Below are 26,349 nucleotides of genomic sequence, written 5' to 3'. Positions count from 1 at the left end.
GTTATCCATATGATGGACAAGGTTATTGCTGCGTATATCGAAGAAGAACTAGAAAGACAGAGAAATGGTCTGGAAATGATTGCTTCTGAGAATTTTGCCAGCATGGAAGTAATCAAGACTATGGGTTCTATTCTTACCAACAAATATGCAGAAGGATATCCAGGAAAGAGGTATTATGGAGGCTGTTTTGTCGTTGATAAAATAGAGCAGCTGGCAATTGACCGTGCCAAAGAGCTTTTTAAGGCAGAACATGCCAACGTTCAGCCTCATAGCGGAGCTAATGCCAACCTGGCTGTATTTTTAGCTATTATGAATCCTGGAGATACTTTTTTAGGTATGGATTTGACCAATGGTGGACATTTAACCCATGGTTCTCCGGTTAATATTTCTGGTAAGTATTTCAATGTTGTATCATATGGAGTAAATGAAGAAGGCTTTATTGATTATGATGATGTAGAAGAAAAGGCCTTAAAATATAAACCTAAGATGATTCTGGCAGGTTCTTCTGCTTATCCCAGAACTATAGATTTCAAAAGATTTAGAGAGATTGCAGATAAAGTAGGAGCTTATCTCATGGTAGATATGGCTCATATTGCTGGACTTGTTGCAGCAGGAGTGCATCCTTCTCCAGTTGAATATGCCGACTTTGTAACTTCAACTACCCACAAGACTTTAAGAGGACCTAGAGGCGGACTTATTCTCTGTAAAGAAAAATATGCCAAAGATATAAACAAGGCTGTTTTTCCGGGAACCCAGGGCGGTCCGTTGGAACATATTATTGCAGCTAAAGCAGTATGTTTCTATGAAGCAATGCAGCCTTCATTCGTAGAATATCAAAAACAGGTGGTTAAAAATGCTTCTGTTTTAGCTAATGCCCTGATGGAAAAGGGATTTAAGATTGTTTCCGGAGGAACAGATAATCACTTATTCCTTATTGACCTGACCAATATCGAAGATATGACTGGTAAGAAAGCTGAAAAGCTGTTAGAAGAAGTAGGCATAACTGTAAACAAGAATACTATACCTGGAGAAACCCGCAGTCCTTTTGTTACCAGCGGTATAAGGGTAGGTACTCCGGCTCTTACTACAAGGGGTATGAAAGAAGAAGAAATGCTTATTATTGCTGACCTCTTCTATAAAACACTGTTTGAAGAAGGAAAACATGTAGATTATATCAAAGAACAGGTAAACGTTTTGTGCAAGAAGTTCCCCTTATATGCTTAGTTTAATTTTATTATAAGGTTTATAACCAAAAGACCGGTATTTATATACTGGTCTTTTTTACTAAATTTAAGGAGGAGTAAGATGATAAAAATAAATAACACTTCAACTGATCCTTACTTCAATATGGCTTTAGATGAGTATGTAACTAAGAACATTACTTCGGAGACCATTTTTTATTTTTATCAAAACCGTCCTACCGTTGTAGTGGGAAGAAATCAAAACACCTTTGAAGAAGTCAATCTTGACTTTGTTAAAGAAAGAGGAATTGAAGTGGTGAGACGTATATCAGGGGGAGGGGCAGTCTATCATGATTTTGGCAATTTAAATTTTACCTTTGTGGCTGATGCTGCTGATGACGTAGGTTTTGATTTTACAAGGTTTACCCGTCCTGTGATAAAGGCTCTGGATAAAATAGGTATAAAGGCTGAGCATACCGGTCGAAATGATATAACTATCGAAGGTAAAAAGTTTTCCGGCAATGCCCAGTTCCGCTACAAAAACCGGGTTATGCATCATGGAACGATTTTATTTGATGTAAATATTGAAGATATGGTAGCGGCGCTTAATGTAAGCCCTGACAAGATTATTTCTAAAGGAGTCCAATCGGTGAGAAGCCGGGTAACGAATATCAGTGAACATTTAAAATCACCTATTTCTTTAGAAGAATTTAAAGAGATTTTAACTCAGACTATCTTGGAAGAAGAGGATTTTAACCAGGAATATAATTTGACGGAAAAGGATTTAAAGGCTATAAATGAGCTTAGAGATAATAAGTTTAAAACCTGGGAATGGGTTTATGGCTTTTCACCTGCCTTTAATGTTCAGAAAAAAATGCGTTTCGACTGGGGCAGCATAGACATAAGGCTTAATGTAGATAAAGGGACTATTAAGAGCTGCAAAATATTTGGCGATTTTTTTGCCAGCCGGGATATTGAAGATTTAGAGAAAAGCCTTACCGGAATTTTGTATCGGGAGGAAGATATTAAGGAGTATCTTGATAGGATTAATATTACCGACTATATACCGAGATGTTCTGAAGAAGATTTTATGAAGCTGCTTTTTAAATAACATTAAAGGGAGATGACCACATTGCAGCTTGAACATGTAAAGGGCAACACTTATTATATAAATTTTCCCAGCATAATTGGGGTATATATTTTCCCGGATGAAACTTGCCTTTTGATTGACAGCGGGGCAAGCTCTGCCTTTGCCAGTAAGGCTCACAAACTTTTAAGAAGCAAAAATCTGAAAGTAGTAGCTATATTTAATACCCATGCCCATGCTGACCACAGCGGGGGAAACAGTTATTTCCAAAAGGAGTCCAATTGTGATATTTATGCTACCTCTTTTGAAGCTGCTTTTATGGAAAATTCGCTTTTAGGACCGTATTGTTTATGGACGGCAAGCCCGGTAAATATGTTGCGCAATAAATTTCTTATGCCTGAAGCGAGCGTTATTAATCATAAAATTAAGCCGGGGAGAATCTTTATAAATGATGAGATTTTTGAAGTAGTAGATTTGCCAGGTCATTCTATGGAACATGTGGGTATAGTAACCCCTGATGAAGTTTTTTTCAGCGGTGATAGTTTAATATCTTTACACAACCTAGAAAAATTTCCGTTTTTATATATGGCAGATGTTGAGAAACATATAAGGACTTTAGAAAAATTAAAGGATTTTGATTATCCTTATACCGTTTTTTCCCACGGTGGGCTTATGTCTGATGTAAAGAATGTAGTAGTTGAAAACAGAAAGGTGTTAAAGCATATTTTGACTTTAATAGAAGATTACATAAAGACAGAAAAAAGCCGGGAAGAGATAGTAAGCCATGTTATAAAGGAGATGAATCTGCCTGATAACCGCAACCAGTACATACTTATCGCCGGGACGATATCTGCTTATCTTTCTTATCTTTGCAATACTAAAAAAGCCCGAATATTTACAGATGATAATAATTTAAAGGTGATTTTGTCAGATAAGTAGTTTTATAGTTTTGTATACTTTTTGTATAAATTAACAGATATATTGCGAAAAAGATTTTTTTAAAGTATATTTTAGCAGGGAGCCTGTTAATCCCCAATAAATATTAAGGAAAAAGAGGGATGATAAGTGGGAAGAATACCGGATTATGTAGGAGTTTCAGCTTTTGGTATTAAAATGGGGGTTGTTGTACCGGGAAGTGATATTGCAGGCATGGTTTGTGAAGCATTAGCTAAATGTGATGCTGATGGCTTATTGGACGATGGAGATACTGCCTGCATAACTGAATCCGTTGTGGCTAGAGCACAGAATAATTATGTAACAGTTGAAGATATTGCCATTCAGGTGAGAGAAAAACTTAATATTACCCCGGAAAGCAAGGTGGGAGTAATATTTCCAATATTAAGCCGTAATCGTTTTTCTCTTATTTTAAAGGGTATTGCAGCAGCAGTTCCTAAGGGAGAGGTAATTGTTCAGCTTTCTTATCCGGCTGATGAGGTGGGAAATCAGATATTACCTTATGATTTTGCTGAGAAGTTGGGAAAGCATGAAGGAGATATTATAACTTTAGAGGAAATAGGAAATGATAGATTTTTACATCCTATTACCCAGGTGGATTACATCGAACTTTATGAAAAGGTTATAACAGGAGAAGGGGCTAAAGCTACTATATTTTTATGCAATGATCCATTGGCGGTTATGAAGTATAATCCAGATGGTGTTGTAGTGGCTAATATTCATGTTCGCCACCGCACAGCGCAAAAATTTAAAGATAAGGGATATAATTGCATAACTTTACAGAATATATGCAATGAGGGTGAAGCTTGGTCAGAATGGGGCCTTTTGGGCAGCAACCTTTCTTCCGGAGATAAATTGAAACTTGCTCCCAGGGAAGCAGATAAAGTCGCAGATGAGGTTAAGGCATGGGTAAGGCAGAACCTGGGGAAAGATATAGAAGTGATAATTTATGGTGATGGGGCTTATCGTGATCCATCTACGGGAATCTATGAACTTGCTGATCCTCAGCCTGCTTTTGGTATGACCAAAGGGTTGCGCGGTAAGTATCGCGAGGGACTCAAGTATAAGTATCTGGTAGATAAAATGATCGAAGAAGGAGTAGATAGAGAAAAGATAGAGGAAGAACTTAATGCTATGAAAAAAGATACTTATGAAAGGAACTCTTTTGAGACTGAAGGAACTACACCTAGAAAAGTAGAGGATTTGATGGCAAGTTTGGCTGATTTGGTAAGCGGTTCAGCAGATGCCGGGACTCCTTTGATATTAATTAAAGGATTTTTAGGATAAACTAATGTAAAAACCAGGGATAAAAAAGATTTCCCTGGTTTTTTTATATTTGTTGTTGATGTAATATTTTCTCGAATTAAAATAAAATAAGAAATATACGCATTTATTTTTCTTTTAAATCCCTTGTTTATGCAGGAAATAGCAAATAACTGTCGAAAGTTATTATGGTAATTTAAAGAAAGGGATTGGCTATGCTGGAATATTTTTTGGGAGTATTTTTAGTCTTTATACCTATTTCGACAGTTATGTTTTATATTTTGAAAAAAAATGGTTTACCACTGAAAGCCAGTATCGGGGTTATAACAATAGCATTTCTGGTTATAGTGACTTTTCCTATAAGTGCTGTGCGAATTGGGACAATTGCGGCAGCGATAATTTATTGCTTGATTTTGATGGGATTAAGTTTTTATATCTTGCACTCACAATTAGATTATTCTCTGAATGCAGACAAATTTAGCTCTAATTCGACTGGTTTAGAAACAGTGTGGAATGAAAAGTTGAAACAGGAAACAGAGGCGGCTGTTGTTTCGGAAGAATCCTGGTTACAGAATTTCAGGTTGGAGAAAGATGAACTTGATGAAATAATTTTAGAAAGTAATCCAGATATTAATGATAACATAGCTATTGATGATTCAGATGACATAAAGGCTGATTTCATGGAAGAGAATAGAAATGAAAAAAAAATTGTTTTCTTTGATGAAGATGAGGCCTTGATTGATAAATTTGAAGAAGAAATCATAAGCGGTGAATCGATTTTTTCAGGTGAAGAGAAGGTTGAAACAATTGAAGAATCCAACCTGGAGGAAAAGGATGTTTTATCTGCATCAGAAATGGACATTGAAAGTGAAAAAGATGCAGATTCGGAGCTGCCTTCAGATGATGAAAAAATTAAGGTTTTAGAAATGATTGACAGAGGGTTTGTTGCTAAGTCGAGCTATGAGCTTAACCAGGCTTTTGAATATTTTTATACCGCCTGGCTTTTAACGGGAGATTTGGAATTAAAATACATGCTTACCCTGGAGCTGGCAGAAACTGCAAAGATTTTAGGTTTATATAGCCGGGCTGAGGAAATCCTTGTAGAATTTATTAATGAAGTTTCAGATATTAATAAGTTAATGAAACAAGAAGCAGAGCGCAAGCTTGTGCTTATACGATTTATAAGGTCGGAAATTCAAAGGCTGAAGTTGGAAGAGATGCCTTTCTCTAAACTGCCCAGATGGCTTAAGATAAAGGTAGAAGAAAAAAAAGAAAGGCTTTATATATAAGAGAGGAAGGGAGCAAGTGAAATGAAAAAGAGCCAGGAAATTATTGGACTGCCTGTTTTTTCAATTATTGATGGCGCTAAGATCGGACAGGTAAAAGATCTGGTAATTAATCCTGAAGAAGGTAAGGTTGATTTTATTCTGGTAGGCAACAGCAGCTGGTATGAAGGGGCAAAGGTTTTACCTTTTAAAGATGTAGTTGGAATAGGTGAACATGCAGTTACTACTGAGAGTCAATCTATGCTTTTATCAGTAGATGAATCAGAGGATGCCAAAAATCTTTTAAGCAGAAATATTCAAATCAAAGGCACCCGGGTTTTAACTAATAAGGGTAATCTTATTGGAGTTATAAGTGAGTTTGAGGTAGATGGCGATACCGGTAAACTTGCCAGGCTGGAGTATAAGACAGCTCAGGATGAGATGAAGTTAGAAGTAATTGAGGCCGAGGATGTTTTAACTTACGGCAGCGAAGTAGTGGTTGTAAGGGAAAAAGGCTTTGAGTATGCAAAGAAGGTTGTTCAGCCTGAAGATATATCCCGTGATGAAGATCAGGAAACTGTCAGTGAGGGGGCAGCATTTTTTAAAGAAAGGCAAAAGGTTTTCCTTTTAGGGAAAAAGGTAATTCAGGATATTAAAGACGGCAAAGGAGAAGTATTGATTCCTGAAGGAACAGTAGTTACTGAAGAAGTTATAGCTTTAGCTGAAGCTAACGACAGATTTGTAGAATTATCACAATGCGTAAAATAGTTCTATTTTGATTTGGGGAGAATAAAAGAAATGAAACCGCATACCAGAAAAGCAGCCATTTTAACTTTTATAGTTTTGTTAATGGTTTCAATAAATTTGTATTTGACTGAAGTGTTTTTATCATGCCGGGATAAAAAGGTATATCCATCTAGTTTAGTTTTAGCTGGAGTTCCTTTATCCGGGCTTAGCCGTGAGGAAGCCGAAAAGGTTTGGGCTAATAGAGCAGAAAAAGTATGGGGAAACAGCATAATTTTGAAGTTTCCCGAAGGGGTTTATAAAATTCCTTTGGAGGATTGGGGAATTGAATATAATGTTCCTTTGAGCCTTAACAAAGCAGATAGGTTGGTGCAAAATGAAGATGAGGATTTTTTACACCACATAAAAATAAGAGGAAGCAAACAGGAGGTTACTCCTGTTTTTAAATGGGATAAAAAAAAATTACAGCTACAGGTGATAAGGCTTGTTTTAAAAGAATGCAGGCAGAAAAGTCCGGCAGATGCAAGATTGGATTATGATAAAAACGGAGAATTGAGACTGAAAGCTGAAGAATGCGGTTGTAAAGTGGATGCTTTAGCAACCTGCCGAAAAATTACAGAAAACCTGGAAAAAGGAAGCCTTGAAGAAATTGAAGCAGAAGTTCTGAAAATCCCGCCTGGTGTAAAGGTGAAGGATATAAATAAAATCAGTGACCTGCTTAATATTGAAATTGCAAGAGGAGAAGGAACATATTCTTCTTTTTGTGAGCTTGTGGAACTGTTGGATGGGAAGGTTGTTATGCCCGGAGATGTCTGGGATGTGGAAAAAGCAATATCTTCTGTCAAGGTTTCAAGGTATGTTTTGCCTGGTGATAAAGATGAACTGAAAAAGGTTATAGTAAACTCTTGGCAGGGAGCAGGTATGGAGGCTAAAGGGAGCAAACTGGTAAATAACGGAAAATATCCAGCTGGGATAACGATAGACATAGAAGGAGATAATATATTAGCGGCCAGAGTATGGGGAATAAATGCTGAAAGTAAAAAAAAAGTGGCGGTAGTGATGGAAAAAAAAATTGTTAATCCAGAGGTTAAGTTGAAGGTAGATTCAAAGCTTGCTCCCGGAGAACGCAGGGTAAAATCAGGGAAAGAAGGAGAAGTTATATCCTATTATAAAGAGGTTGTGGTGGATGATAAGGTTGTTTCAAGAGAGTTTTTGTGGCAGGTAGTAAAGGAGGCTAAACCTACCACGGTCTACTATGGTTCAGGGACTGATTTTGTTAAATAGTTAACTCTGGGGGGATAAAGGTGAATATTGATTATTTAATTGAGCAGATTTTTTTATATCCCCGTCCTTTTGTTCTTACTGGGGCAGGGATATCTACGGAAAGCGGAATACCCGATTTCAGAGGAAGCGGTGGTTTGTGGGAAAAAGTTGATCCTATGGAAACCTTTTCTGCCTGGGCTTTTAAAGATCATCCGGAAAGGTTGTATCAGCATGCCCGGGAGGTTTTTGGCTTTATACTTAAGGCTCAGCCTAATGCAGGACACAAAGTTCTGGGAGAATGGCAAAGAAAGCGGATTATAGGACCGATAGTTACCCAGAATATAGATAACCTGCATCAAAAGGGCGGGGCTTTTTTTGTATATGAAGTACATGGGCATGTAAGGACTGCTACCTGCAGCCGCTGTCATAAAACAACGAAAAATATGGAGAGTATTATAAGGGATTTAGAAAAGGGGATAAAGGTTCCTCTCTGTTCCTGCGGAGGGGTGTTAAAGCCTGATGTAATACTTTTCGGAGATGCCATGCCTTATGATTATATGTATTCGGTTAAGATGGCTGACATTTATAGTGCTTTGCCGCAAATGATTATTGTAGTAGGTTCCAGCCTTGCGGTATCGCCTATTAATAGTTTGCCTTTATCTTTTGATAAGTTTAGTATTATAAATAATTCTCCTACTATGCTCGACAGACAGGCGGATATTATAATTAATGGTTTGACCGGTGAGGTTTTGTCTGAGATGCATAGAAAAATTTTAAGTTTAAATGGGGGGCAGGAGCTGAAACCATTGCCTGCTGGATTTATTCCGGGAAGACTTTTTAATATTGTAGCTGAATTTTACCGCAACAGCCTTAAGACAGCTAAAACAGGAGAATATCAAAAAATAGTAAAATTTGATATATCTCTTCTGGAAAATTTATTTTCCTTCTATATAAAAGAAGGAAGACAGCAGGAATTAGAGTATTATTTGGTAGAAACTTATTTGAGTGAAATAGAAAAAATTAAGCAAGAATTAGGCAAGAATTTTAGGTTTCTAAAACCTGACAACAGCTATCTTTTAAAATATTTATACAAACTGTTAGAGAGCTTGAATAAAGCAGTTTTTGCCTATGCTAGACAGCATAATGCCAGTGAGAAAGTTTTAGAAGAACTGGTTATGCAGTTTTTGGGAACGGCTGGATTATACGAATATTTAAAGAATTTAGCTAAAGATAAAAGGAAAGATGGTGTATCTTCTATGGTAGATGCTGTGGAAAAATTTGCTTATGCTAGAGGGTTAGCTATTAATAGAGAGTTGGCCTTAAAAGATTTTTAATTATGATGTCTTCTGGTTTATGTTATAATAAACTGTAGTTTGACTTGAGGAGGAGAACTATGGAAGAACTTTTCAGACAGGTTAAAGATGAAATAATGCGCACTTTATTATGGCTTTTGATTGCTTGCGGTGCGGGAATTTTGGTGTATTATATGTTTTTGGCTTAGAAGATTGACAAAGGGGATAAGTTGCAACTTATCCCCTTTTGTTTTATGAGATTGCCTGTTTATATGAACAAAAATATTTGACAAATGGATTATTATGGGTATATACTACAAATGAGATACGGTATAGGGGTATAGGGGTGAGCTGATTATGGATGAAATGCGGCAGAATTTAATTACACGTCTTAAAAAGATTGAAGGTCAGGTAAGGGGGGTTCAACGTATGATCGAAGAGGAAGCTGACTGTGGAGAGATATTGAACCAGATAGCTGCTATAAAGTCGGCCGTAAGCAGTGTAGGTATATTGATTTTTGAAAATCATGCCCATGAGTGTATTTATCAGGCAGTTCAGGAAGAAAATAAGGAAGATAGTTTCAAAGAAGTTATAAAGCTTTTAAGCAAATTAATAAAATAAGGAGGAGATAGTATGTCGGCTGTATTAAATCTGGATAAGGCAAGCTTTGAAAAGGAAGTTTTAAATGCTAAAGTGCCTGTTTTAGTGGACTTCTGGGCTGCATGGTGCGGACCTTGCAAGATGCTTGGACCTATTGTAGATGCGGTGGCTGAAGAAAATCAGGGAAGGATTGTAGTGGGAAAGGTAAATGTTGATGAAAACCGGGATTTAGCTGTTCAGTTTGGTATAAGAGGTGTTCCCACGCTGATATTTTTTAAAGATGGGAAGGAGATAAAAAGGGTAGTAGGGGTTCAAAGCAAAGCGCAGCTACAGAAGTTAATTGATGAAGTAGTGGGTTAAATAAAAAAGGGCATTTTCTCAAAAGAGAGAAGATGCCCTTTTTAGCTTTTTATTTTGGATAGGAAAGAAAAAATTTTTGCTTCATAGCCTTTTTCAGAAGGGATGTAAAATTGATGATCTTTTATCTCATCAGGCAGATACTGCTGCTCAACATATCCGCCGTAGTCATGTGGATACTTATAACCTGTCCCTTTTCCTAAAAGTTCGCGTGCTCTGCTGTGATCAGCAGAAGCTAGATGGGAAGGCACTTTTATTTTTTTCATTTTCTTTACTGTATTTATTGCTTCGTTTATAGCGAGATAGCTGCGGTTGCTTTTAGGGGCGGTTGCCAGATAAATAGCAGCTTCGGCCAGGGGAATTCTGGCTTCTGGCATACCAACGAATTCTACGGCTTTGGCAGCTGCTGCAGCTATGACAAGTGCTTGTGGATCGGCAAGGCCGATATCTTCAGCTGCATGAATAATAAGGCGGCGCGCAATGAATTTAGGGTCTTCTCCTCCTTCTAGCATAACCGCCAGCCAGAAAACAGCTGCATCCGGATCTGAACCGCGTATGCTTTTAATAAATGCTGAGATGGTATCATAATGGTAATCTCCTGTTTTATCGTATTTTATAAAGGGAGCAGGTGTAACTTTATTTATTATTTTTTCGGTTAAAGTTTCTCCGGGCTTTAAATAGGAATTTACTGCGGCTTCCAGGATGTTAAGCGCCATGCGTCCGTCTCCTTTTGCTATTTGGACTATCCGGGCTAAAGCTTCTTTTTCGATGGTGATGTTAAGATGGCCCAAACCCTTTTTTTTATCGGTAAGAGCTTTTATAATGATAGCGTGTATTTCTTCTTCGTTTAAAGGTTCAAGGATATAAAGTTTGAGCCGCGATAAAAGCGCGTTGTTCAGTTCATAAAGCGGGTTTTCTGTAGTAGCACCTATTAATATGAGGGTGCCATCTTCTATAAAGGGCAGGAGCACATCCTGCTGACTTTTGTTAAAACGATGGATTTCATCTAAAAAAAGAATAGTTTTTTGGTTATAGTATTTAAGCCGATCTTTGGCATCAAAGGCAATTTTTTTTATATCACTTACCCCGGCAGTTACTGCCTGCACCTTTTCAAAATGGCTCTTGGTTATTTTTGCGATTATGCTGGCAATTGAAGTTTTTCCGGTGCCGGGCGGTCCGTAAAGGACAAAAGAGTGAAGGTTATCTTTTTCTATGGCCTGCCTGAGTACCGAATTTTTTCCCAATATATGCTTCTGGCCTATTATTTCGTCCAAGGTTTTCGGACGCATGCGGTAGGCCAGAGGAACATTTTTAAGGTTATTTTGCTGATTGAAAGAAAAGAGATCCATGTTTTTCCTCCCTTAAAGGGTGTATTAAACTGGAGTAATTATAAAATAATTTTGAATAAATAGCTAGTTTTATTGATAAGTGAGGGAGATATGATTATGAAGGTTGCAATTTTGATGAGCGGCGGGGTTGACAGTACGGTTGCAGCCTGCCTGCTGAAAGATGAAGGCTTTGAAGTTATGGGACTTACAATGGTCAACTGGGATATTTCGGTGGGGGAAAAAGCCAAAAAAGCTGCTGAATATATTGGCATTGAACATAAAATAGTAGATATGAAAAAAATCTTTGCGGAAAAAGTTGTTGATTATTTTTGTCGCTCTTATGAAATGGGCGAAACTCCTAATCCCTGTGTTGAATGCAACAAATATATAAAGTTTGGAACTCTCCTTGATATTGCACTTGAATCAGGTTGTGACAAGGTAGCAACTGGACATTATGCCCGGATAGAATATAATCCTGAGAGGCAGAGGTATCTTTTGCGCAAAGGAGAAGATAAATCTAAAGATCAGAGTTATTTTTTATACGGACTAAAACAAAAGCAGCTTGAACGTATTTTATTTCCTTTAGGAAATTTAACCAAAAGCAAGGTAAGGGAGATTGCCAGGGAATATAATTTACCGGTAGCAGAAAGTAAAGAGAGCCAGGAAATTTGTTTTATTGAGGGTGATTACCGGGAGTTTTTAACGGACAGAGTAGACTTGAAGCCGGGGGATTTTGTAGATTTGGAAGGCAGGGTTATCGGAAAGCATAAAGGAATTCCTTTTTATACGGTAGGACAAAGAAAAGGTCTGGGTTTAAGCATGGGGAAACCGGTTTATGTGGTGAAGATAGATTCTGAAGATAACAGAATTGTTGTAGATGAGGAAAGGCATCTTTTCAAGAAAGGTTTATATGCTAAAGAACCTAATTTTATAATGTTTGACAAACTTGAAGGAAATATGGAGGTTGAGGCTAAAGTTCGTTACCGGGCAGCTTTGGCACCTGCAGTAGTATCCATGGAGGGTGAGAGGTTGAAGGTAGAGTTTAAAGAGACGCAGCGGGCGATTACCAGAGGACAATCGGTAGTTTTATACCGGGGAGAATATGTGGTTGGTGGAGGGATAATTGACGAAGTCATGCAGCTTGCGTAAAAGCAGGCTGTTTTTTGTTTTGAATACATTTTTTCTTAAAAAATGCGAAATATAAACAAAAAAGGAGAAGGTAAGGTGAAAATTAAAGAAATCTGCGGATTGCCGGTTTTTTACAAAAAAGGAATTAAAATTTTAGGCACTGTAGAGAAGGTAGTTATTGGAGATAATTATGAGGTTTCTTATATAGTAATACAAACTGATAAAAAAAACCGCTATATGATAGAAAAAGGGGATTTTATATTAACTTCAGAGGCAGTGGTGATTGATAACTTAAAAAGTATTAAATCTTATATTTGTGGGGAAGAATTATCTATATATGACAAGAAAATAGGAGATGCAGTTTTTGACGAGGAAGGCAAGGAGCTAGGAGTAGTAAGTGATTTTATAATTTCTCCCGAAAATGGCAAGGTTCAGGAAGTAGAGATTTCTGCCGGGATTTTGTCTGATTTTTTGCAGGGGCGTTTTAAACTGCCTATTAGTAAAGTAGTTTTTAAGAACAAAAAGAGCATGATGGTGAAGGAAGGGGGCAAAGATTAGTGGTTGTTAAGTGTCCGGTGTGTAAAGGGACACAGGTAGGCAAGGTGGGGAGTGACCAGTATTATTGCTGGAATTGTTTTTTGGAGTTTAATTATAACAGGGGAAGGGTTAATCTTTATCAGGTGGAAGAGGATGGAAGCCTTTTGGAGATAGAAAAAACTGAGCTTTTATAAGGGAGGCATTTTATATATGAGAAGTTATTTTAACGGCGTGCTTTTAGGGGCTATCTTGGGTGCAGCTGCAGCTGTATATTTACAGGAACGTAAAACCGGGGATATGTTGAATGAATATAAAGGCAAAGCCAGAAGGACAAGAAGGGTTTTAAACCTGATATAAAGGCAGGGAAAAGAGTGAGAATCAATATTAAAATATGGCAAAGATATATAATTTTTATCATGGTGGCTTTGGCCACTATTTATTTTTTATATCTGGTAAGAGATGTATTGATAAGTTTCGCCCTGGGAGCTTTACTGGCTTACCTTCTTTTTCGTCCGGTTCAGTTTATTGAAAACCGGGGAATAAAGAGGGTATGGGCAATTTTAATTATATATATCGTATTTATCTTTATAATTTCCTTATTCCTTTATTTTGCTGTTCCCGGCATAGTTAAAGAATTGACTTATCTTACAAAGATTTTGCCTAAATATGCAGAGGAAACCCATGAGCTGGTGCAAAAAATCGATAGTATAGATATGCCTTATAAACTAAAACGGGTCTTCTGGGAAAATGTAAAACAGTTAGAAGATTTTATATACAGAGGAATAAACGGTTTAATACATGGTGTTTACAGTTTGCTCGGCAGTATACTTGCTTTGGTGTTTTCTCCTATTTTAGCATTTTACCTTATGATGGATTGGGAAAAAATAAGGGATAATTTTTTAAGTCTCTTTTCCCCTCCTGTTCGGTTAGAGATCAGCCGCCTTTTTCAGGAAATAGACGAGGTCTTAATAAAGTTTATTAAAGGATATCTTATTGTGGCCTTTATTGTAGGATTATTAACCGGAACAGCTGCTTATTTTATGGGAGTGAAATTTCCTCTTTTACTGGGAATCTTGGCAGGAATCACCAACCTTATTCCTTTTTTTGGAGCTTTTTTAGGAGGAATACCAGCTGTTTTGGTAGCTTTGTCTGATTCTTTTCGTCTGGGTGTATATATGGCCTTAAGCATAATTGTTATTCAGCAGTTGGAAAGCAATTTTATAACTCCCAACATTGTAGGGAACAGACTAGGTTTACATCCTCTGGTGGTAGTATTTGCACTTTTAGCTGGTGGAAGTTTATGGGGGATATGGGGTATGCTTGTAGCAGTTCCTTTTACGGCAGTTTTGCGTGTAATTTCAGGCTGGTTTTATGGTAAAATCATAAAATAGGTTTATAGTTTACGGGTGTTTTGTTGACACAATTCTTTATATAAAAGAAAATAAAGAAGTAAAGTTTTCAGGCTGAAGAGGGAGGCTTAAAACGTGTTAACCAGTAATGATATAAGAAAGATGTTTTTAGATTATTTTAAGGAAAAAGGACATACAGTAGTTGCCAGTTCATCACTGGTGCCAGCAGATGACCCGACACTGCTTTTTTCCAATGCAGGTATGAATCAGTTTAAGGATGTTTTTTTAGGTTTGGATAAGCGCCCTTATACCAAGGCGACTACTGCTCAGAAATGTGTACGGGCTGGGGGAAAACACAATGATTTAGATACAGTAGGAAGAACTCCGAGGCATCACACTTTTTTTGAGATGCTTGGTAATTTTTCTTTTGGAGATTATTTTAAGAGAGAAGCTATAAGTTATGCATGGGAATTTTTAACTTCCAGGCTTGGTTTACATAAAGAAAAATTGTGGATTACCATTTATGAAAATGATGATGAGTCTTTCAGGTTGTGGCAGGAAATAGCAGGAATAGATCCTGACCGTATTGTTCGTATGGGAGAAAAGGATAATTTCTGGAGCATGGGAGAAACCGGACCATGTGGTCCTTGCAGTGAAATTATGTATGACCGGGGAAAAGAATACGCATGTTCGGAAAACTGCGGAGTAGGAATTTGTGACTGTGATCGTTGGCTTGAAATATGGAACCTGGTATTTATGCAGTATAACCGGGATGAAGAAGGTAATTTAACCCCTCTGCCAAGACCAAGTATTGATACAGGTATGGGGCTTGAGAGAATAACTGCAGTTATGCAGGGGGTAGAAAGCAACTATGATACAGATCTTTTTATTCCTTTAATAAAACAGGTAGAGGAAATGACTGGTCGTCCATATGACCGGGGGGAAGCCGGATTTCCGTTTAGGGTTATTGCCGATCACAGCCGTGCCTGCACTTTTTTGATTGCTGATGGAGTTTTGCCTAGTAATGATGGACGCGGCTATGTCCTGCGCCGCATACTGCGCCGTGCAGTTAGATTTGGCAGATTTTTGGGAATAGAAGAGCCGTTCCTTTATAAAATGGTGGCAACCGTAGCTGATATTATGAAAGATGCTTATCCAGAGCTTTTAGAGAAAAAAGATTTTATTGAACAGGTTATCAAGATGGAAGAAGAGAGATTTTTTGTCACCTTGAATGAAGGAATTAAAAAAGTAGAAGAAATTATTGACAAGGCTCGCGGTGAGGGAAGAAGAATAATTACTGGTGAAGAGGCTTTTATGCTTTACGATACTTATGGTTTTCCTATGGATCTTACGGAAGACATGGCTGAAGAAAATGGTTTTACGGTAGATCGGGAAGGGTTTACCCGTATGATGGAAGAACAAAAAGAGAGGGCACGCAGAGCTAATAAAGTAGAAGGTGCTTTTGCACAGGAAGTTTTAATAACAGAGCTTTTATCAGGCTTTGAGAAAACTATTTTTACTGGATACGAGAAGTTAGAGGATGAATCAGAATTAATTGCTTTGATAAAAGATGGAAGCCTGAGAGAACGGGTAGAAGATGACGAAGTTCTTGTAGTTGTCCGAAATACTCCGTTTTATGCAGAAAGCGGAGGACAGGTGGCTGACAAAGGAATTATTGAAGGAGATAAAGGCTATCTGATAGTCCATGATGTCCGTAAAATGGGAGGTTTTATTGTTCATTTTGGACAGGTAAAAGGTCTTTTATGCCGTTCAGAAAAGGTAGCATTAAAGGTAGACAAGGATAAAAGAATTGATACTGCCCGCAATCATACAGCTACTCATCTTTTGCATAAAGCTTTGCGTATGGTCTTAGGAGAACATGCCCAACAGAAAGGTTCGCTGGTAGAACCGGAGAGACTGCGTTTTGATTTTTCTCATTTGTCATCTTTAACTGAAGAAGAGCTTCGGGATATTGAATATATTGTAAATGAGGCAATATGGCAGATGTTCCCCGTTGTTGTTGAAGAAACCAGTCTGGAAGAAGCTAAAAAGATGGGGGCAATTGCTTTATTCGGTGAGAAATATGGCGAAGAAGTCCGAGTAGTCAAAGCTGGAGATTTTAGTATGGAGCTTTGCGGGGGAACCCATGTTGATAATACTGGCAGAATTGGGATGTTTAAGATTTTAAGTGAGGGCAGTATAGGATCTGGACTACGCAGAATTGAGGCGGTTACAGGAAGATATGTTTTAAATCATCTGAACCAACTGGAAAAAGAAATGAGTTATGCTGCGACTTTATTGAGGACGACCCCACATAATATTACGGAAAAGATAGAATCCTTGAGCCGTTCATTAAAGGAAAAGGAAAAAGAGTTAGAACAGCTTAAGGTCAAGTTGTCCAAGGCTTCTAGTGAAGATTTATTGAGCCAGGCATATGAATTTAATGGAGTTAATGTTTTAGTAGCCCGCACTGAAAGCGAAGATGTAAATCTTTTACGGCAAAATGCGGAAATGTTGAGGGATAAACTTAAAAGTGGCATAGTTCTTTTAGGTTCAGTTATAGGAGATAAGGTTTCTCTGGTCTGTTTTGTAAGTAAAGACTTGGTTGATAAAGGAGTTCATGCCGGGAAGATAGTAGGAGCAGCAGCTAAAGTAGCAGGAGGCGGCGGTGGTGGCCGTCCGGATATGGCACAGGCTGGAGGAAAAGAACCTGCTAAATTAGATGAGGCACTTAAAACAGCTAGGGATTTAATAGAAAATACTTTAGCATCATAAAATAAAGTTTTTAGTTATTGGTGACGAATGTGTCAGGGGAAGGGGAGGTGTAGTCTATGGGACGCTTTGATGAAACGGTGAGCTTTAAGCTGCATAAAGATGGAGAAGATAAGGTAAGGACCGTGTTAAAAGCAGTTTATGAAGCCTTGGAGGAAAAGGGCTACAATCCTATAAATCAGCTTATTGGCTATATGATATCAGGTGATCCTGCATATATAACCAGTCATAATAATGCCCGTAGCCTTATATGCAAAATTGAGCGGGATGAAATATTGGAGGTGCTTCTGCGAAATTATTTGCAGGAAAAATAAAACCTCATGCTATAAGCATGAGGTTTTTATATCCCCAAAGAGATAAAAAGGAGTGCTTAAAATAATGCGTATTATGGGACTTGATGTGGGAGAAAAGAGAATTGGGGTTGCCTTGAGTGACTTGATGAAGTGGACGGCACAGGGACATTCAGTAATTGAAAGAAAAAGTTTATCTGAAGATTTGCAAAAAATAAAAGAGATATGTGATGAAAATGAAGTGGAAGAGATAGTTGTGGGTTTACCGAGGAATATGAATGGAACCTTTGGTTTTAAGGCTGAAGAAATTAGAGAGTTTAGCGAAAAACTGGAAGCACATACCAAGATTAAAGTAAAACATTGGGATGAGCGGCTTTCTACGGTAAGTGCCCAGCGGGTTTTACTAGAAGCAGATGTTTCACGCCGAAAAAGAAGAGAAGTGATAGATAAACTGGCTGCAGTAAATATTTTACAGAATTATCTCGACAGGCTTAACAGGTAGAGACGGATATTTAAATGCTTAAGTTTGACAAATTAGATGTAAAATAATACAATGACTTTAGTTTTTGAAAAGAGGTGACTTCATGAGTAACGAAGAATTTTTTGAAGAAGAATTTCCTGTGCTGGTATTAGTCGATGAAGAAGGAGTAGAACATGAATTTGAACTTTTAGCTGAGCTTGAAATCGATGATGAAACTTACCGCGTATTAATACCTTTATTTGGGGAAGAAGATTCAGAGGAAGTAGAGGTAGTAATACTTAAGGTGGTTTATGATGAAGAAGGCAATGAATTCCTCAGTGATATAGAAGATGATGAGGAATGGGAAAAAGTTGCCGATGCCTGGCAGGAGTTGGTAGAAAGCGAAGAACTGTAACATGAAGCCCGGGGTTTTCCCGGGTTTTTGCTTCATTTTTTGGAATAATTTTTTTATAACTTGCACCAAGTATATTATATAATGAAACTGTTACCAAATTTTCTTGGGGGACTGTAAGTTGACGGGGAAAGTAAAAAGGGTAGCATTATTTGTTCTGGTAACTATTTCGGGAATAATAGCAGCGGCAGTTTTATATTTTTATAATGTTTTCTATCACAGTGATGTATTTTTGCCAGGAGTACATATCGCAAATCTTTCTGTGACGGGACTTACTCCAGAGGAAGCGGAAGAGAAGCTGAATGATTATTTGAAAAATGTTTTTAATACGAATGTGGTCTTTACTTATGATAATTATACATATGTTTGTAAATTGTCAGATCTTACAAATTTGATTAACATACATGAAGTTGTAGAAAATGCTTTTGAGAAGGAAAAAAATCGCAGTATTCAATCTAAAATACTCAATATGGATGGGTCTAAAAAAATAAATTATCCGATACCTATACCTTACAATACCTTAATTTTACAAGAGCTTGAGAAAGAATGGGAAAAAAATATAGGTATTCCATATCAGGATGCCAGGTTAGAATTTAATGCGGGAAAAGGTTTGATAATAATTCCTGAAAAAGAAGGCTTGAAAGTTGATGCTGAAGCTACCCTGGCAGAGCTTCCTAAAACATTGGAGGGAGTAAGAGATAATATAAGTATTCCGCTGATAGTTAAGAAGGTGATACCTGAAGTAAAGGCAGAAGACCTTAGAAATATAGGAAAGTTAGCCTCTTATACGACCTGGTATGATTCATCTCTGATTGATAGAAGTCATAATCTTTCTATGGCAGCTAAAGCGATAAACGGCAGTGTAGTAAGACCGGGAGAGGTATTTTCATTTAATAGTGTAGTGGGAGAAAGAACTTTTGCTGCTGGTTACCGGGATGCATTAGTAATTATAGGAGGAAAATTTACTCCCGGGGTAGGCGGAGGAATTTGTCAGGTTTCTTCAACTCTTTATAATGCAGTTTTGCTGGCAGGACTTCCTGTGGTAGAGCGCCATAACCACACTTTGGCGGTAGCCTATGTTCCTTTAGGTTTTGATGCTACAGTAGCTTATGGATTGCAGGATTTTAAGTTTAAAAATAATACTGACAGTCCTCTCTATATCATAACTGAAGTAGGGGCGGGAAAACTTACTGTTAGTATATACGGCAATTTAAACTACCGTCAGCATGTAAAAACAAGTCATGTTATAGATAAAGTTATGGATTTTTCAGAAATAAGAGAGTTTAAACCTGAATTAAGGCCGGGAGAAGAAAAAATTGAAACCAAAGGTAATCCCGGATATATTGTAAGAAGTTTTCGTTCTTTTTATGATGACAAAGGCACCCTTATTAAGACAGAAATGCTGGCTAGAGATGTATATGCGCCTCTTAATCGTCTGATTTATGTAGGACCTGAATTGGAAATAAATGCGCCTGGAGAAAAAGATAAAGAAACTATAACTGATATGGATTCTTCTGTCTTATCACAAGATATCCCTGGGCAAGAAGATGACGCCCCTGGGAATAACCTACCTGATCAGAGTGAAAATAACAATGGTTCTTCAAACAGAGGGGAAGAACAGGAAGTTGATGCCCCTTCATTGGATAATTCTCAAATATAAAAAGTTGGACTAGGTGAGAGAAATGAGTGAAATTTCAAAAGTGATGAAACAAGTAAGTCCTAAAAAGGGAACTTTGATTTTAATTTTAGCTGTTTTGTTGACAGGGTGTATTTCAGGCTACTTTTATTGGCTTAAACTTCAGTATATGCCTGTTGATCTGAATGACAAGAGATATATAGATATTTATATACCTGAAAACAGTACAGCGCGTGATATAGCAAAGATTTTATCTGATAATAATCTTATACGCAGTGAAAAAGCTTTTCTTTATTACTGCAAAAAGACAGGATATGATGCAAAGCTTCAGGCAGGTCATTTTAGGTTTAGCCGCAGTCAATCCTTGAAGGAAATTGTTCAGGATATTGCAGAAGGTAAGACAGTATTTATTTCCTTTACCGTTCCGGAAGGTTATACGGTGGAACAGATTGGTCAGCTTTTGGCTGAAAAGGGAATATGCAGAAAAGAAGACTGGGATGAAGCAGTAAGAAAAGAGTATAATTATGAATTCTTAAAAGATGTTCCGCAGGGAGTGAAGAATCCTTTGGAAGGGTTTCTTTTTCCTGATACATATCAGGTAGATGAAAATGTAACTGCGGAAAAAATTGTTGATTTGATGCTTGCAAATTTTGATAAGGTTTTCAGGGAGAATTTTGCTTCCGAGCTGGAAAACCACAGTATATATGAAATAATTACCATAGCTTCTATGATTGAAAGGGAAGCAGCTATTCCGGAAGAAAGGAAAAGAATTTCTGGAGTTATAGCCAATAGACTGAAAAAAGGTATGCCTTTGCAGGTAGATGCTACTGTTTTGTATGCCTTAGGAAAGCATAAAGAAGTGGTGACTCGCAAAGATTTAAAAATCGACTCTCCATACAATACCTATAAAATAAGCGGGCTACCGATCGGGCCTATTGCCTGTCCCGGGAAAGAGGCTATAAGAGCGGCTTTGAATCCGGAAAAGCATGATTATCTTTATTATGTAGCGCGTGGTGATGGCAGCCACTATTTTTCAAAAACCCATGAGGAGCATTTGCAGGCGATTAAGCGGTATCAGAAACCATGAAAGCATTATAGTTAAGAGGTTGGTGTTAAAAGTGAAAAAACCGGAACTGGTTCTTCCGGCTGGAGATCTGGAAAAATTAAAGACTGCCGTAATTTTTGGAGCAGATGCGATATATATAGGCGGCAAAAATTTCAGCTTAAGGGCTTATGCCGGGAATTTTGCCATGCCGGAAATTAAAGAAGGTTTGGATTTTGCCCATTTTCACAATAAAAAAGTTTATGTTACGGTAAATATCTTAGCTCACAATGATGATCTCAAAGAGTTGCCTGCTTATCTTGAAAAATTGGCTGAACTTAAAGTAGATGGTATGATAATTTCTGATCTCGGGGTATTGAGAATAGCCAACAAGTATGCGCCTTCTGTTCCTAAAACTATAAGTACTCAGGCTAATGTTACCAATTATGAGTCTGCACTTTTATATAAAGAATTAGGAGCGAAGCGGATCGTTTTGGCAAGAGAGCTTAATTTAAGAGAAATAGAGGAGATAAAAAATAAAGCAGAAGTGGAAGTCGAGATTTTTGTCCATGGAGCCATGTGTGTTTCATATTCGGGCAGATGCCTTTTGTCTTATTATATGACAGGAAGAAGTGCTAACAGGGGTGAGTGTGCCCATCCCTGCCGTTATAAATATGTTTTAGAGGAAGAAAAGAGGCCTGGACAGTATTTTCCCATTGAAGAAGATGAGAGAGGGACATATATATTAAATTCACGTGATTTGTGTCTCTTGGAATATATTCCCAGGCTTATTGATATTGGGATAGATGCGTTTAAGGTAGAAGGCAGGATGAAGAGTCCGCTTTATATAGCAAGTGTCGCCTCAGTTTATAAGAAGGCTATCGAAAGGTATCTTGAAACGGGAACCGCATATGACCAGGCAGAACTTGAAGAGTGGATGAAAGAGCTATGTAAAACAGCGACCCGCCCGTTTACTAACGGTTTTATAGAAGGAGAATCTCCTTTGCTTCAGGATATTAATAAAACGGTGGTAGAAAATCGGGCATCATTTTGTGGTATAGTTGTAGGCTATGATAAGGAAAATAATCTGGTGAAAGTTGAGCAAAGGGGAAATTTTGGATGTGGGGATAATTTAGAGTTATTGCTTCCGGATGGGAAAGTATATTCTATAAAGCTGAATGCGCTTTATGATGAAAATATGGAAAATATTGAAAGAGCCAGACATGCTAAACAAATAGTCTTTTTTGAAACTGATTTTGTCGTGCCGGTTAATTCTATTTTGAGAAAGGTTGAGGAAGATGATTAAGGGAGATATTTATGCCCGTATAGCCCCTGAAAATATTGATAAGATTACGAGGCTTATTGAAGCTTATGAAAATTTAGGTATTGTTTCTACTGCTGACAGAAAAAACGGTTTGATAGTTATAAGAGGAACTCCGGATACCTGTGAAGATTTAAAAGAAATACTCTTAAACCTGCCTTTTACATTAGAAATTGTGGATGAAAAATAGAATAAAAACCCCCTTTTAAAGCTAACTATAACCCTAGGAGCTTTAAAGGGGGGTTTTTGTGCGCAAAACACGGATTTATCGTATTTTTATTTTGATGTGTATTTTTTTGTTTGTTTTCATGGGGTTGCTTTTTAGGATTGCTTATTGTCAGTTGTTTAAAGGATATCAGCTTGCAGCAGAGGCTAATGCAATGCGCAGCAGGCAGATAGAGCTTAAGGAATATAAAAGAGGGGAGATATTTGACCGTAATTTTTTGCCTCTTACCAGTATTCAATCTGTTAAAGCATTATACTGTTTGCCTGCTGAGATAATAAAAAATTATCCTTCAGAAAATAAATCTGAAGCTATTTCGGAGATTGCTGCTTTTTTGGCCAGTAATATAAGGGATAAAGACTATGAAGAAATATATGGAAAGTTGTATAGAGGACTTAAAGAAAAAGTTCCTTTTGTATGTATAGCTGCTGATTTATCGGAAGAAGAAATGAGGAGAATTAATTCGTATGCACCTTCAGGCATAGTGGTGGCTCCTTTAATAAAAAGGTACAGGGATGACGGATTTTGCTGTCATGTGCTGGGGTTTGCCAGTATGTCTGAAAATAAAGGATTAAGCGGGATTGAGTACGTTTATAATGATGTTTTGACCTCTTACCCTTTTTCAGAAGAATTGGTATCAGTATTAGATGCCAGGGGACAGGCTATACAGGGGCTTATGTTCAAGGTTAAAAGAGAAGAAAATAAAAATAAAGCGGGGGTTGTTCTTACAATCGATAAAAGGGTTCAACAGATAGCCGAAGAAATCGCAGATAAAAAGGTAAAAAAAGGTGCAGTAGTAGTTATGGATGTTAATAGCAAAGAGATATTAGCTCTGGTAAGCCGCCCCAAGTACAATTCATATGAGATAGGAAAAATAAAAAATGACAATGAAAACAGTCCTCTTATTAACAGAGCTCTAGCTCCTTATCATCCCGGGTCAATGTTCAAGATATTGATTGCAGCGGCAGCATTAGAGTATAAGACGGTTTCTGCCAAAGATAAATTTTACTGCAGTGGAGAATACAGATTTAGTGGGGGTAAGAGTATATCCTGCTGGAAAAAGGAAGGACATAAATTAATATCATTCGCAGATGCTTTTGCAAACTCGTGTAATTCTGCATTTATTGAAGTTGCTCTGCAGTTAGGACGGGATAAAATTATAAATTTTGCCCAGCAGGTACATCTGCCGGAAGAAAGGATAATCGGTTATAAAACTGAAGATAATTCTTATATAAAAATAGATTGGGCAGATATGGCAGTTGCCAATGCTGCTTTAGGACAGCAGGGGGTAATGCTTTCACCTGTCCAGATAGCTTCTCTTATTTCTACAATAGCTGATGATGGCTATTTTGCACCTCCAGTTTTAGTCAAGTATTGGATAGATAAAAAGGGGATAAAACATTTAGTTTATTCTGAAGGAAAAAAGAGGGTGATGAAGGAGGAAACTGCGAAAGAGATCAGACATATGATGAGGTTGGTAGTAACTAAAGGAACTGGTAAAAACGCAGAGCCTATAACTATAAAAGCGGCCGGAAAAACAGCTACCAGCCAAACAGGAAGATACAAAAATTATGGGGAAGAAATTGTCAACACATGGTTTGGGGGTTTTTTTCCGCTTCATAATCCACGCTTTGCGATTGTAGTTTTGGTAGAGGAAGGAGAATCAGGGGCTGTATCTGCTGCACCGGTATTTAAGGAGATAGCAGAAGCAATGCTTAAATTTTTTTGAATTTTTTAAGGTATTTATTTAAGAAAAAAGTAAAAATATAGAGGGAATTTGAACTTACTGTCGAATTATACCAAGGTTTGTGGGTATGAAATAGGAAGGAGGATTTTAACATGAACAATGTAACAGTTTTAGATAACCCGATAGGCGGTAATTGCATTAGAGCTTTGCGTGATAAAAATACTGAAACTTCTGATTTTCGCAGGGCTTTGCGAACATTGGGCTATCTTTTAGCAGTAGAAACCTGCAAAAAACTTGAGACTAAAGAAGATAAGGTATTAACTCCCCTGGAAGTAGAAGCAGTTTGCACCTATGTAGACGACAGCCGGATTCTTTTAGTGCCTGTTCTTAGAGCAGGTTTAGGTCTGGTGGATAGCTTTTTGACTTTTTTGCCTTCAGCGCGTGTTGCCCATGTAGGAATGTACCGCGACCATGAAACTTTAGAAGCCAAACCTTATCTTAATAATGTCCCGGCCAACAATGGAGGGATTGATCGGGTTATAGTCCTCGATCCTATGCTGGCAACAGGCAACAGCGGGGTTAAGGCCCTGGAGTTTATTGTAGAAAAAGGGTATATGCCGGAACAAATAATATATGTATGTGCTTTTTCAGCCAGACCGGGGCTCGAACAGATTCAAAATAAGTTTCCGGGAGTTGAGATTGTAACAGCGGTGATTGATCCAATTTTAAATGAAAAAGGTTATATCGTTCCGGGTCTAGGTGATGCGGGAGATCGTTTGTATTTAGATTAGATAGGCATGTATCTATAATTTGGAGGGATTTGTAGTGGCGAAAAGAGGAATAGGAGTAAAGGAGAAGCTGCCTTTATTGCATACTTTGCCTTTAAGCTTACAACATCTGTTTGCGATGTTTGGAGCTACGGTTTTAGTTCCTATAATATTTGAAGTAGATCCAGCTACTATACTTTTGTTTAATGGGATAGGGACTTTAATTTATATATTTATATGTCAGGGTAAGATTCCGGCTTACCTTGGTTCCAGTTTTGCTTTTATCTCTCCAGTTTTAATGGTTTTACCTCAATATGGATATGGCGCTGCATTAAGCGGTTTTATTGTTGTAGGACTAGTTTTTGTTTTGGTAGGGCTTATAATAAAAGCAGTTGGAACTAAATGGATTGATATAGTTTTCCCTCCTGCCGCGATGGGTGCTATTGTAGCTGTTATAGGACTTGAATTGGCTCCCGTAGCTGCACAGATGGCAGGCTTTATTCCTCCGGGCGGAGTAGATCCTGCCAATTGGAGCCCTGATTCTAATATGATTATAGTCTCTGTTTTTACTTTGGCAGTTACTGTATTTGGGACAGTCTTGTTTCGGGGATTTTTGGCTATAATTCCTATTTTAGTTGGTATACTGGCTGGTTATGCCCTTTCATTTTTTATGGGAATGGTAGATGTAACTCCTATTTTAGAAGCCCCGTGGTTTAGTTTGCCTACTTTGTACAAGCCTGAATTTAATCCGGCTGCCATAGCAATAATTTTACCTGCGTCTCTTGTTGTAATAGCTGAACATATCGGCCATCTTTTTGTTACTCAGAATATTGTAGGCACTGATATGATAGAAGATCCGGGTTTGCATCGTTCAATTATAGGCAATGGGTTATCTACCATGCTTTCCGGTTTCTTTGGTTCTACTCCTAATACCACCTATGGCGAAAATATAGGCGTTTTAGCTATAAGCAAGGTTTACAGCACCTGGGTGATCGGAGGGGCAGCTGTTATTGCCATTTTACTTTCTTTTGTTGGAAAGCTGGCTATGGCTATTCGCGTAATACCAAGTCCGGTTATGGGAGGAGTATCTCTTTTACTTTTTGGTATTATTGCTGCTTCAGGAATAAGAATGCTGGTTGAGGCTGATGTTGATTACAATAAACCGCGCAACCTAATATTAACTTCTGTTGTGTTGATTATTGGTATAAGCGGGATAAGTGTGAAGTTGGGAGCGATTGCTTTGAAAGGCATGGGGCTTGCGACAGTTATAGCTATAATTTTAAGCTTATGTTTTGCTTTGCTGGATGCAGCGGGTTTAACTTCTGAGGACTAATTTATAAAGGTTCTACAATAAATGTTGGGGTAGGAGGAAAATAAAAAGCATTGGGTCG

The 26,349-nt window shown here is 37.7% G+C and carries 27 protein-coding genes; 26 read left to right on the top strand and 1 reads right to left on the bottom strand.

What is annotated here, in order from left to right; genetic code table 11:
* Positions 1–9 precede the first annotated feature (9 nt).
* The 10 genes from glyA to trxA all read left to right on the top strand — a co-directional run bounded on the left by glyA (position 10) and on the right by trxA (position 10,009).
* A complete protein-coding gene (gene glyA, locus H0Z36_RS09765) occupies positions 10–1,224 on the top strand; it encodes a serine hydroxymethyltransferase (protein WP_296865898.1) in 1,215 nt (404 codons plus the stop codon).
* Between the two features lie 81 nt (positions 1,225–1,305).
* Positions 1,306–2,292 (top strand): lipoate--protein ligase, encoded by a 987-nt coding sequence (locus tag H0Z36_RS09760; protein WP_296865896.1) that lies wholly within the window; start codon positions 1,306–1,308, stop codon positions 2,290–2,292.
* 21 nt (positions 2,293–2,313) lie between these two features.
* Positions 2,314–3,207 carry an MBL fold metallo-hydrolase gene (locus H0Z36_RS09755; RefSeq protein WP_296865894.1) on the top strand — a complete coding sequence of 298 codons (894 nt, stop codon included), beginning with the start codon at positions 2,314–2,316 and terminating at the stop codon, positions 3,205–3,207.
* Between the two features lie 126 nt (positions 3,208–3,333).
* Positions 3,334–4,509 (top strand): coenzyme F420-0:L-glutamate ligase, encoded by a 1,176-nt coding sequence (locus tag H0Z36_RS09750; RefSeq protein WP_296865892.1) that lies wholly within the window; start codon positions 3,334–3,336, stop codon positions 4,507–4,509.
* Between the two features lie 191 nt (positions 4,510–4,700).
* The gene (locus tag H0Z36_RS09745; RefSeq protein ID WP_296865890.1) at positions 4,701–5,774 is read left to right on the top strand and encodes a hypothetical protein; all 1,074 of its coding nucleotides are present in this window, start codon (positions 4,701–4,703) and stop codon (positions 5,772–5,774) included.
* 21 nt (positions 5,775–5,795) lie between these two features.
* Positions 5,796–6,518, top strand: a complete 723-nt coding sequence (locus H0Z36_RS09740; RefSeq protein WP_296865888.1) for a PRC-barrel domain-containing protein — start codon at positions 5,796–5,798, stop codon at positions 6,516–6,518.
* Positions 6,519–6,548: 30 nt separating this feature from the next.
* Positions 6,549–7,778: a G5 domain-containing protein gene (locus tag H0Z36_RS09735; protein WP_296865886.1), complete on the top strand. Its 1,230-nt coding sequence runs from the start codon at positions 6,549–6,551 to the stop codon at positions 7,776–7,778.
* A gap of 20 nt (positions 7,779–7,798) precedes the next feature.
* Positions 7,799–9,091, top strand: coding sequence for a Sir2 family NAD-dependent protein deacetylase (locus H0Z36_RS09730; protein ID WP_296865884.1), 1,293 nt, complete (start codon positions 7,799–7,801; stop codon positions 9,089–9,091).
* Between the two features lie 315 nt (positions 9,092–9,406).
* A complete protein-coding gene (locus H0Z36_RS09725) occupies positions 9,407–9,670 on the top strand; it encodes a metal-sensitive transcriptional regulator (RefSeq protein WP_296865883.1) in 264 nt (87 codons plus the stop codon).
* A gap of 12 nt (positions 9,671–9,682) precedes the next feature.
* Entirely contained in the window at positions 9,683–10,009 is a 327-nt protein-coding gene (gene trxA, locus H0Z36_RS09720; RefSeq protein WP_296865881.1) for a thioredoxin, read from the top strand.
* Positions 10,010–10,050: 41 nt separating this feature from the next.
* On the opposite strand, the gene H0Z36_RS09715 is transcribed toward trxA, so the two are convergent.
* The gene (locus H0Z36_RS09715) at positions 10,051–11,355 is read right to left on the bottom strand and encodes a replication-associated recombination protein A (protein WP_296865879.1); all 1,305 of its coding nucleotides are present in this window, start codon (positions 11,353–11,355) and stop codon (positions 10,051–10,053) included.
* A 96-nt stretch (positions 11,356–11,451) separates the two neighbouring features.
* Between H0Z36_RS09715 and mnmA the strand changes: the two genes are divergently transcribed.
* From mnmA to uraA, 16 genes are all read left to right on the top strand, one after another.
* A complete protein-coding gene (gene mnmA / locus H0Z36_RS09710; RefSeq protein ID WP_366508883.1) occupies positions 11,452–12,483 on the top strand; it encodes a tRNA 2-thiouridine(34) synthase MnmA in 1,032 nt (343 codons plus the stop codon).
* A 75-nt stretch (positions 12,484–12,558) separates the two neighbouring features.
* Complete coding sequence (locus H0Z36_RS09705; RefSeq protein WP_296865875.1) at positions 12,559–13,020, top strand: PRC-barrel domain-containing protein; 462 nt, start codon at positions 12,559–12,561, stop codon at positions 13,018–13,020.
* Positions 13,020–13,193: a hypothetical protein gene (locus H0Z36_RS09700; protein WP_296865873.1), complete on the top strand. Its 174-nt coding sequence runs from the start codon at positions 13,020–13,022 to the stop codon at positions 13,191–13,193. Before H0Z36_RS09705 ends, H0Z36_RS09700 begins: the two co-directional genes overlap by 1 nt.
* A 16-nt stretch (positions 13,194–13,209) precedes the next feature.
* Complete coding sequence (locus H0Z36_RS09695; RefSeq protein WP_296865872.1) at positions 13,210–13,356, top strand: hypothetical protein; 147 nt, start codon at positions 13,210–13,212, stop codon at positions 13,354–13,356.
* 14 nt (positions 13,357–13,370) lie between these two features.
* On the top strand, positions 13,371–14,390 hold the full coding sequence (locus H0Z36_RS09690) for an AI-2E family transporter (protein WP_296865870.1): 1,020 nt from the start codon (positions 13,371–13,373) through the stop codon (positions 14,388–14,390).
* Between the two features lie 93 nt (positions 14,391–14,483).
* Positions 14,484–17,123 (top strand): alanine--tRNA ligase, encoded by a 2,640-nt coding sequence (gene alaS, locus H0Z36_RS09685; RefSeq protein ID WP_296865869.1) that lies wholly within the window; start codon positions 14,484–14,486, stop codon positions 17,121–17,123.
* 56 nt (positions 17,124–17,179) lie between these two features.
* A complete protein-coding gene (locus H0Z36_RS09680) occupies positions 17,180–17,434 on the top strand; it encodes an IreB family regulatory phosphoprotein (RefSeq protein WP_296865867.1) in 255 nt (84 codons plus the stop codon).
* 64 nt (positions 17,435–17,498) lie between these two features.
* The gene (gene ruvX / locus H0Z36_RS09675) at positions 17,499–17,912 is read left to right on the top strand and encodes a Holliday junction resolvase RuvX (protein ID WP_296865975.1); all 414 of its coding nucleotides are present in this window, start codon (positions 17,499–17,501) and stop codon (positions 17,910–17,912) included.
* A gap of 82 nt (positions 17,913–17,994) precedes the next feature.
* Positions 17,995–18,285 carry a DUF1292 domain-containing protein gene (locus H0Z36_RS09670; RefSeq protein ID WP_296865864.1) on the top strand — a complete coding sequence of 97 codons (291 nt, stop codon included), beginning with the start codon at positions 17,995–17,997 and terminating at the stop codon, positions 18,283–18,285.
* Positions 18,286–18,403: 118 nt separating this feature from the next.
* On the top strand, positions 18,404–19,942 hold the full coding sequence (locus H0Z36_RS09665) for a VanW family protein (protein WP_296865862.1): 1,539 nt from the start codon (positions 18,404–18,406) through the stop codon (positions 19,940–19,942).
* A gap of 43 nt (positions 19,943–19,985) precedes the next feature.
* Entirely contained in the window at positions 19,986–21,005 is a 1,020-nt protein-coding gene (gene mltG, locus H0Z36_RS09660) for an endolytic transglycosylase MltG (protein WP_296865860.1), read from the top strand.
* A 31-nt stretch (positions 21,006–21,036) separates the two neighbouring features.
* Positions 21,037–22,266 carry a U32 family peptidase gene (locus H0Z36_RS09655; protein ID WP_296865859.1) on the top strand — a complete coding sequence of 410 codons (1,230 nt, stop codon included), beginning with the start codon at positions 21,037–21,039 and terminating at the stop codon, positions 22,264–22,266.
* A complete protein-coding gene (locus tag H0Z36_RS09650; RefSeq protein ID WP_296865857.1) occupies positions 22,259–22,471 on the top strand; it encodes a DUF4911 domain-containing protein in 213 nt (70 codons plus the stop codon). The genes H0Z36_RS09655 and H0Z36_RS09650 overlap by 8 nt, the downstream gene beginning before the upstream one ends.
* A gap of 58 nt (positions 22,472–22,529) precedes the next feature.
* Entirely contained in the window at positions 22,530–24,233 is a 1,704-nt protein-coding gene (locus tag H0Z36_RS09645; protein WP_296865855.1) for a penicillin-binding protein 2, read from the top strand.
* Positions 24,234–24,343: 110 nt separating this feature from the next.
* Positions 24,344–24,982, top strand: coding sequence for a uracil phosphoribosyltransferase (gene upp, locus H0Z36_RS09640; RefSeq protein WP_296865854.1), 639 nt, complete (start codon positions 24,344–24,346; stop codon positions 24,980–24,982).
* Between the two features lie 34 nt (positions 24,983–25,016).
* Positions 25,017–26,291: a uracil permease gene (gene uraA / locus H0Z36_RS09635; RefSeq protein ID WP_296865852.1), complete on the top strand. Its 1,275-nt coding sequence runs from the start codon at positions 25,017–25,019 to the stop codon at positions 26,289–26,291.
* The last annotated feature ends 58 nt before the right edge of the window (positions 26,292–26,349 follow it).

The sequence above is a fragment of the Thermosyntropha sp. genome (assembly GCF_017656155.1).
Taxonomy (GTDB): Bacteria; Bacillota; Syntrophomonadia; order Syntrophomonadales; family Syntrophomonadaceae; genus Thermosyntropha.
Note: the sequence above shows the minus strand (reverse complement) of the source record. Positions and strands in the feature narration are given on the sequence as shown.

Bases quoted from the DNA above. Each gene is read 5' to 3' on its own strand.
- mltG (WP_296865860.1), top strand. From the start codon at position 19,986: ATGAAACAAGTAAGTCCTAAAAAGGGAACTTTGATTTTAATTTTAGCT.
- H0Z36_RS09735 (WP_296865886.1), top strand. From the start codon at position 6,549: ATGAAACCGCATACCAGAAAAGCAGCCATTTTAACTTTTATAGTTTTG.
- H0Z36_RS09680 (WP_296865867.1), top strand. From the start codon at position 17,180: ATGGGACGCTTTGATGAAACGGTGAGCTTTAAGCTGCATAAAGATGGA.
- H0Z36_RS09715 (WP_296865879.1), bottom strand. From the start codon at position 11,355: ATGGATCTCTTTTCTTTCAATCAGCAAAATAACCTTAAAAATGTTCCT.
- H0Z36_RS09725 (WP_296865883.1), top strand. From the start codon at position 9,407: ATGGATGAAATGCGGCAGAATTTAATTACACGTCTTAAAAAGATTGAA.
- H0Z36_RS09760 (WP_296865896.1), top strand. From the start codon at position 1,306: ATGATAAAAATAAATAACACTTCAACTGATCCTTACTTCAATATGGCT.
- ruvX (WP_296865975.1), top strand. From the start codon at position 17,499: ATGCGTATTATGGGACTTGATGTGGGAGAAAAGAGAATTGGGGTTGCC.
- mnmA (WP_366508883.1), top strand. From the start codon at position 11,452: ATGAAGGTTGCAATTTTGATGAGCGGCGGGGTTGACAGTACGGTTGCA.
- H0Z36_RS09650 (WP_296865857.1), top strand. From the start codon at position 22,259: ATGATTAAGGGAGATATTTATGCCCGTATAGCCCCTGAAAATATTGAT.
- upp (WP_296865854.1), top strand. From the start codon at position 24,344: ATGAACAATGTAACAGTTTTAGATAACCCGATAGGCGGTAATTGCATT.
- H0Z36_RS09740 (WP_296865888.1), top strand. From the start codon at position 5,796: ATGAAAAAGAGCCAGGAAATTATTGGACTGCCTGTTTTTTCAATTATT.
- H0Z36_RS09695 (WP_296865872.1), top strand. From the start codon at position 13,210: ATGAGAAGTTATTTTAACGGCGTGCTTTTAGGGGCTATCTTGGGTGCA.
- H0Z36_RS09670 (WP_296865864.1), top strand. From the start codon at position 17,995: ATGAGTAACGAAGAATTTTTTGAAGAAGAATTTCCTGTGCTGGTATTA.
- trxA (WP_296865881.1), top strand. From the start codon at position 9,683: ATGTCGGCTGTATTAAATCTGGATAAGGCAAGCTTTGAAAAGGAAGTT.
- H0Z36_RS09745 (WP_296865890.1), top strand. From the start codon at position 4,701: ATGCTGGAATATTTTTTGGGAGTATTTTTAGTCTTTATACCTATTTCG.
- glyA (WP_296865898.1), top strand. From the start codon at position 10: ATGATGGACAAGGTTATTGCTGCGTATATCGAAGAAGAACTAGAAAGA.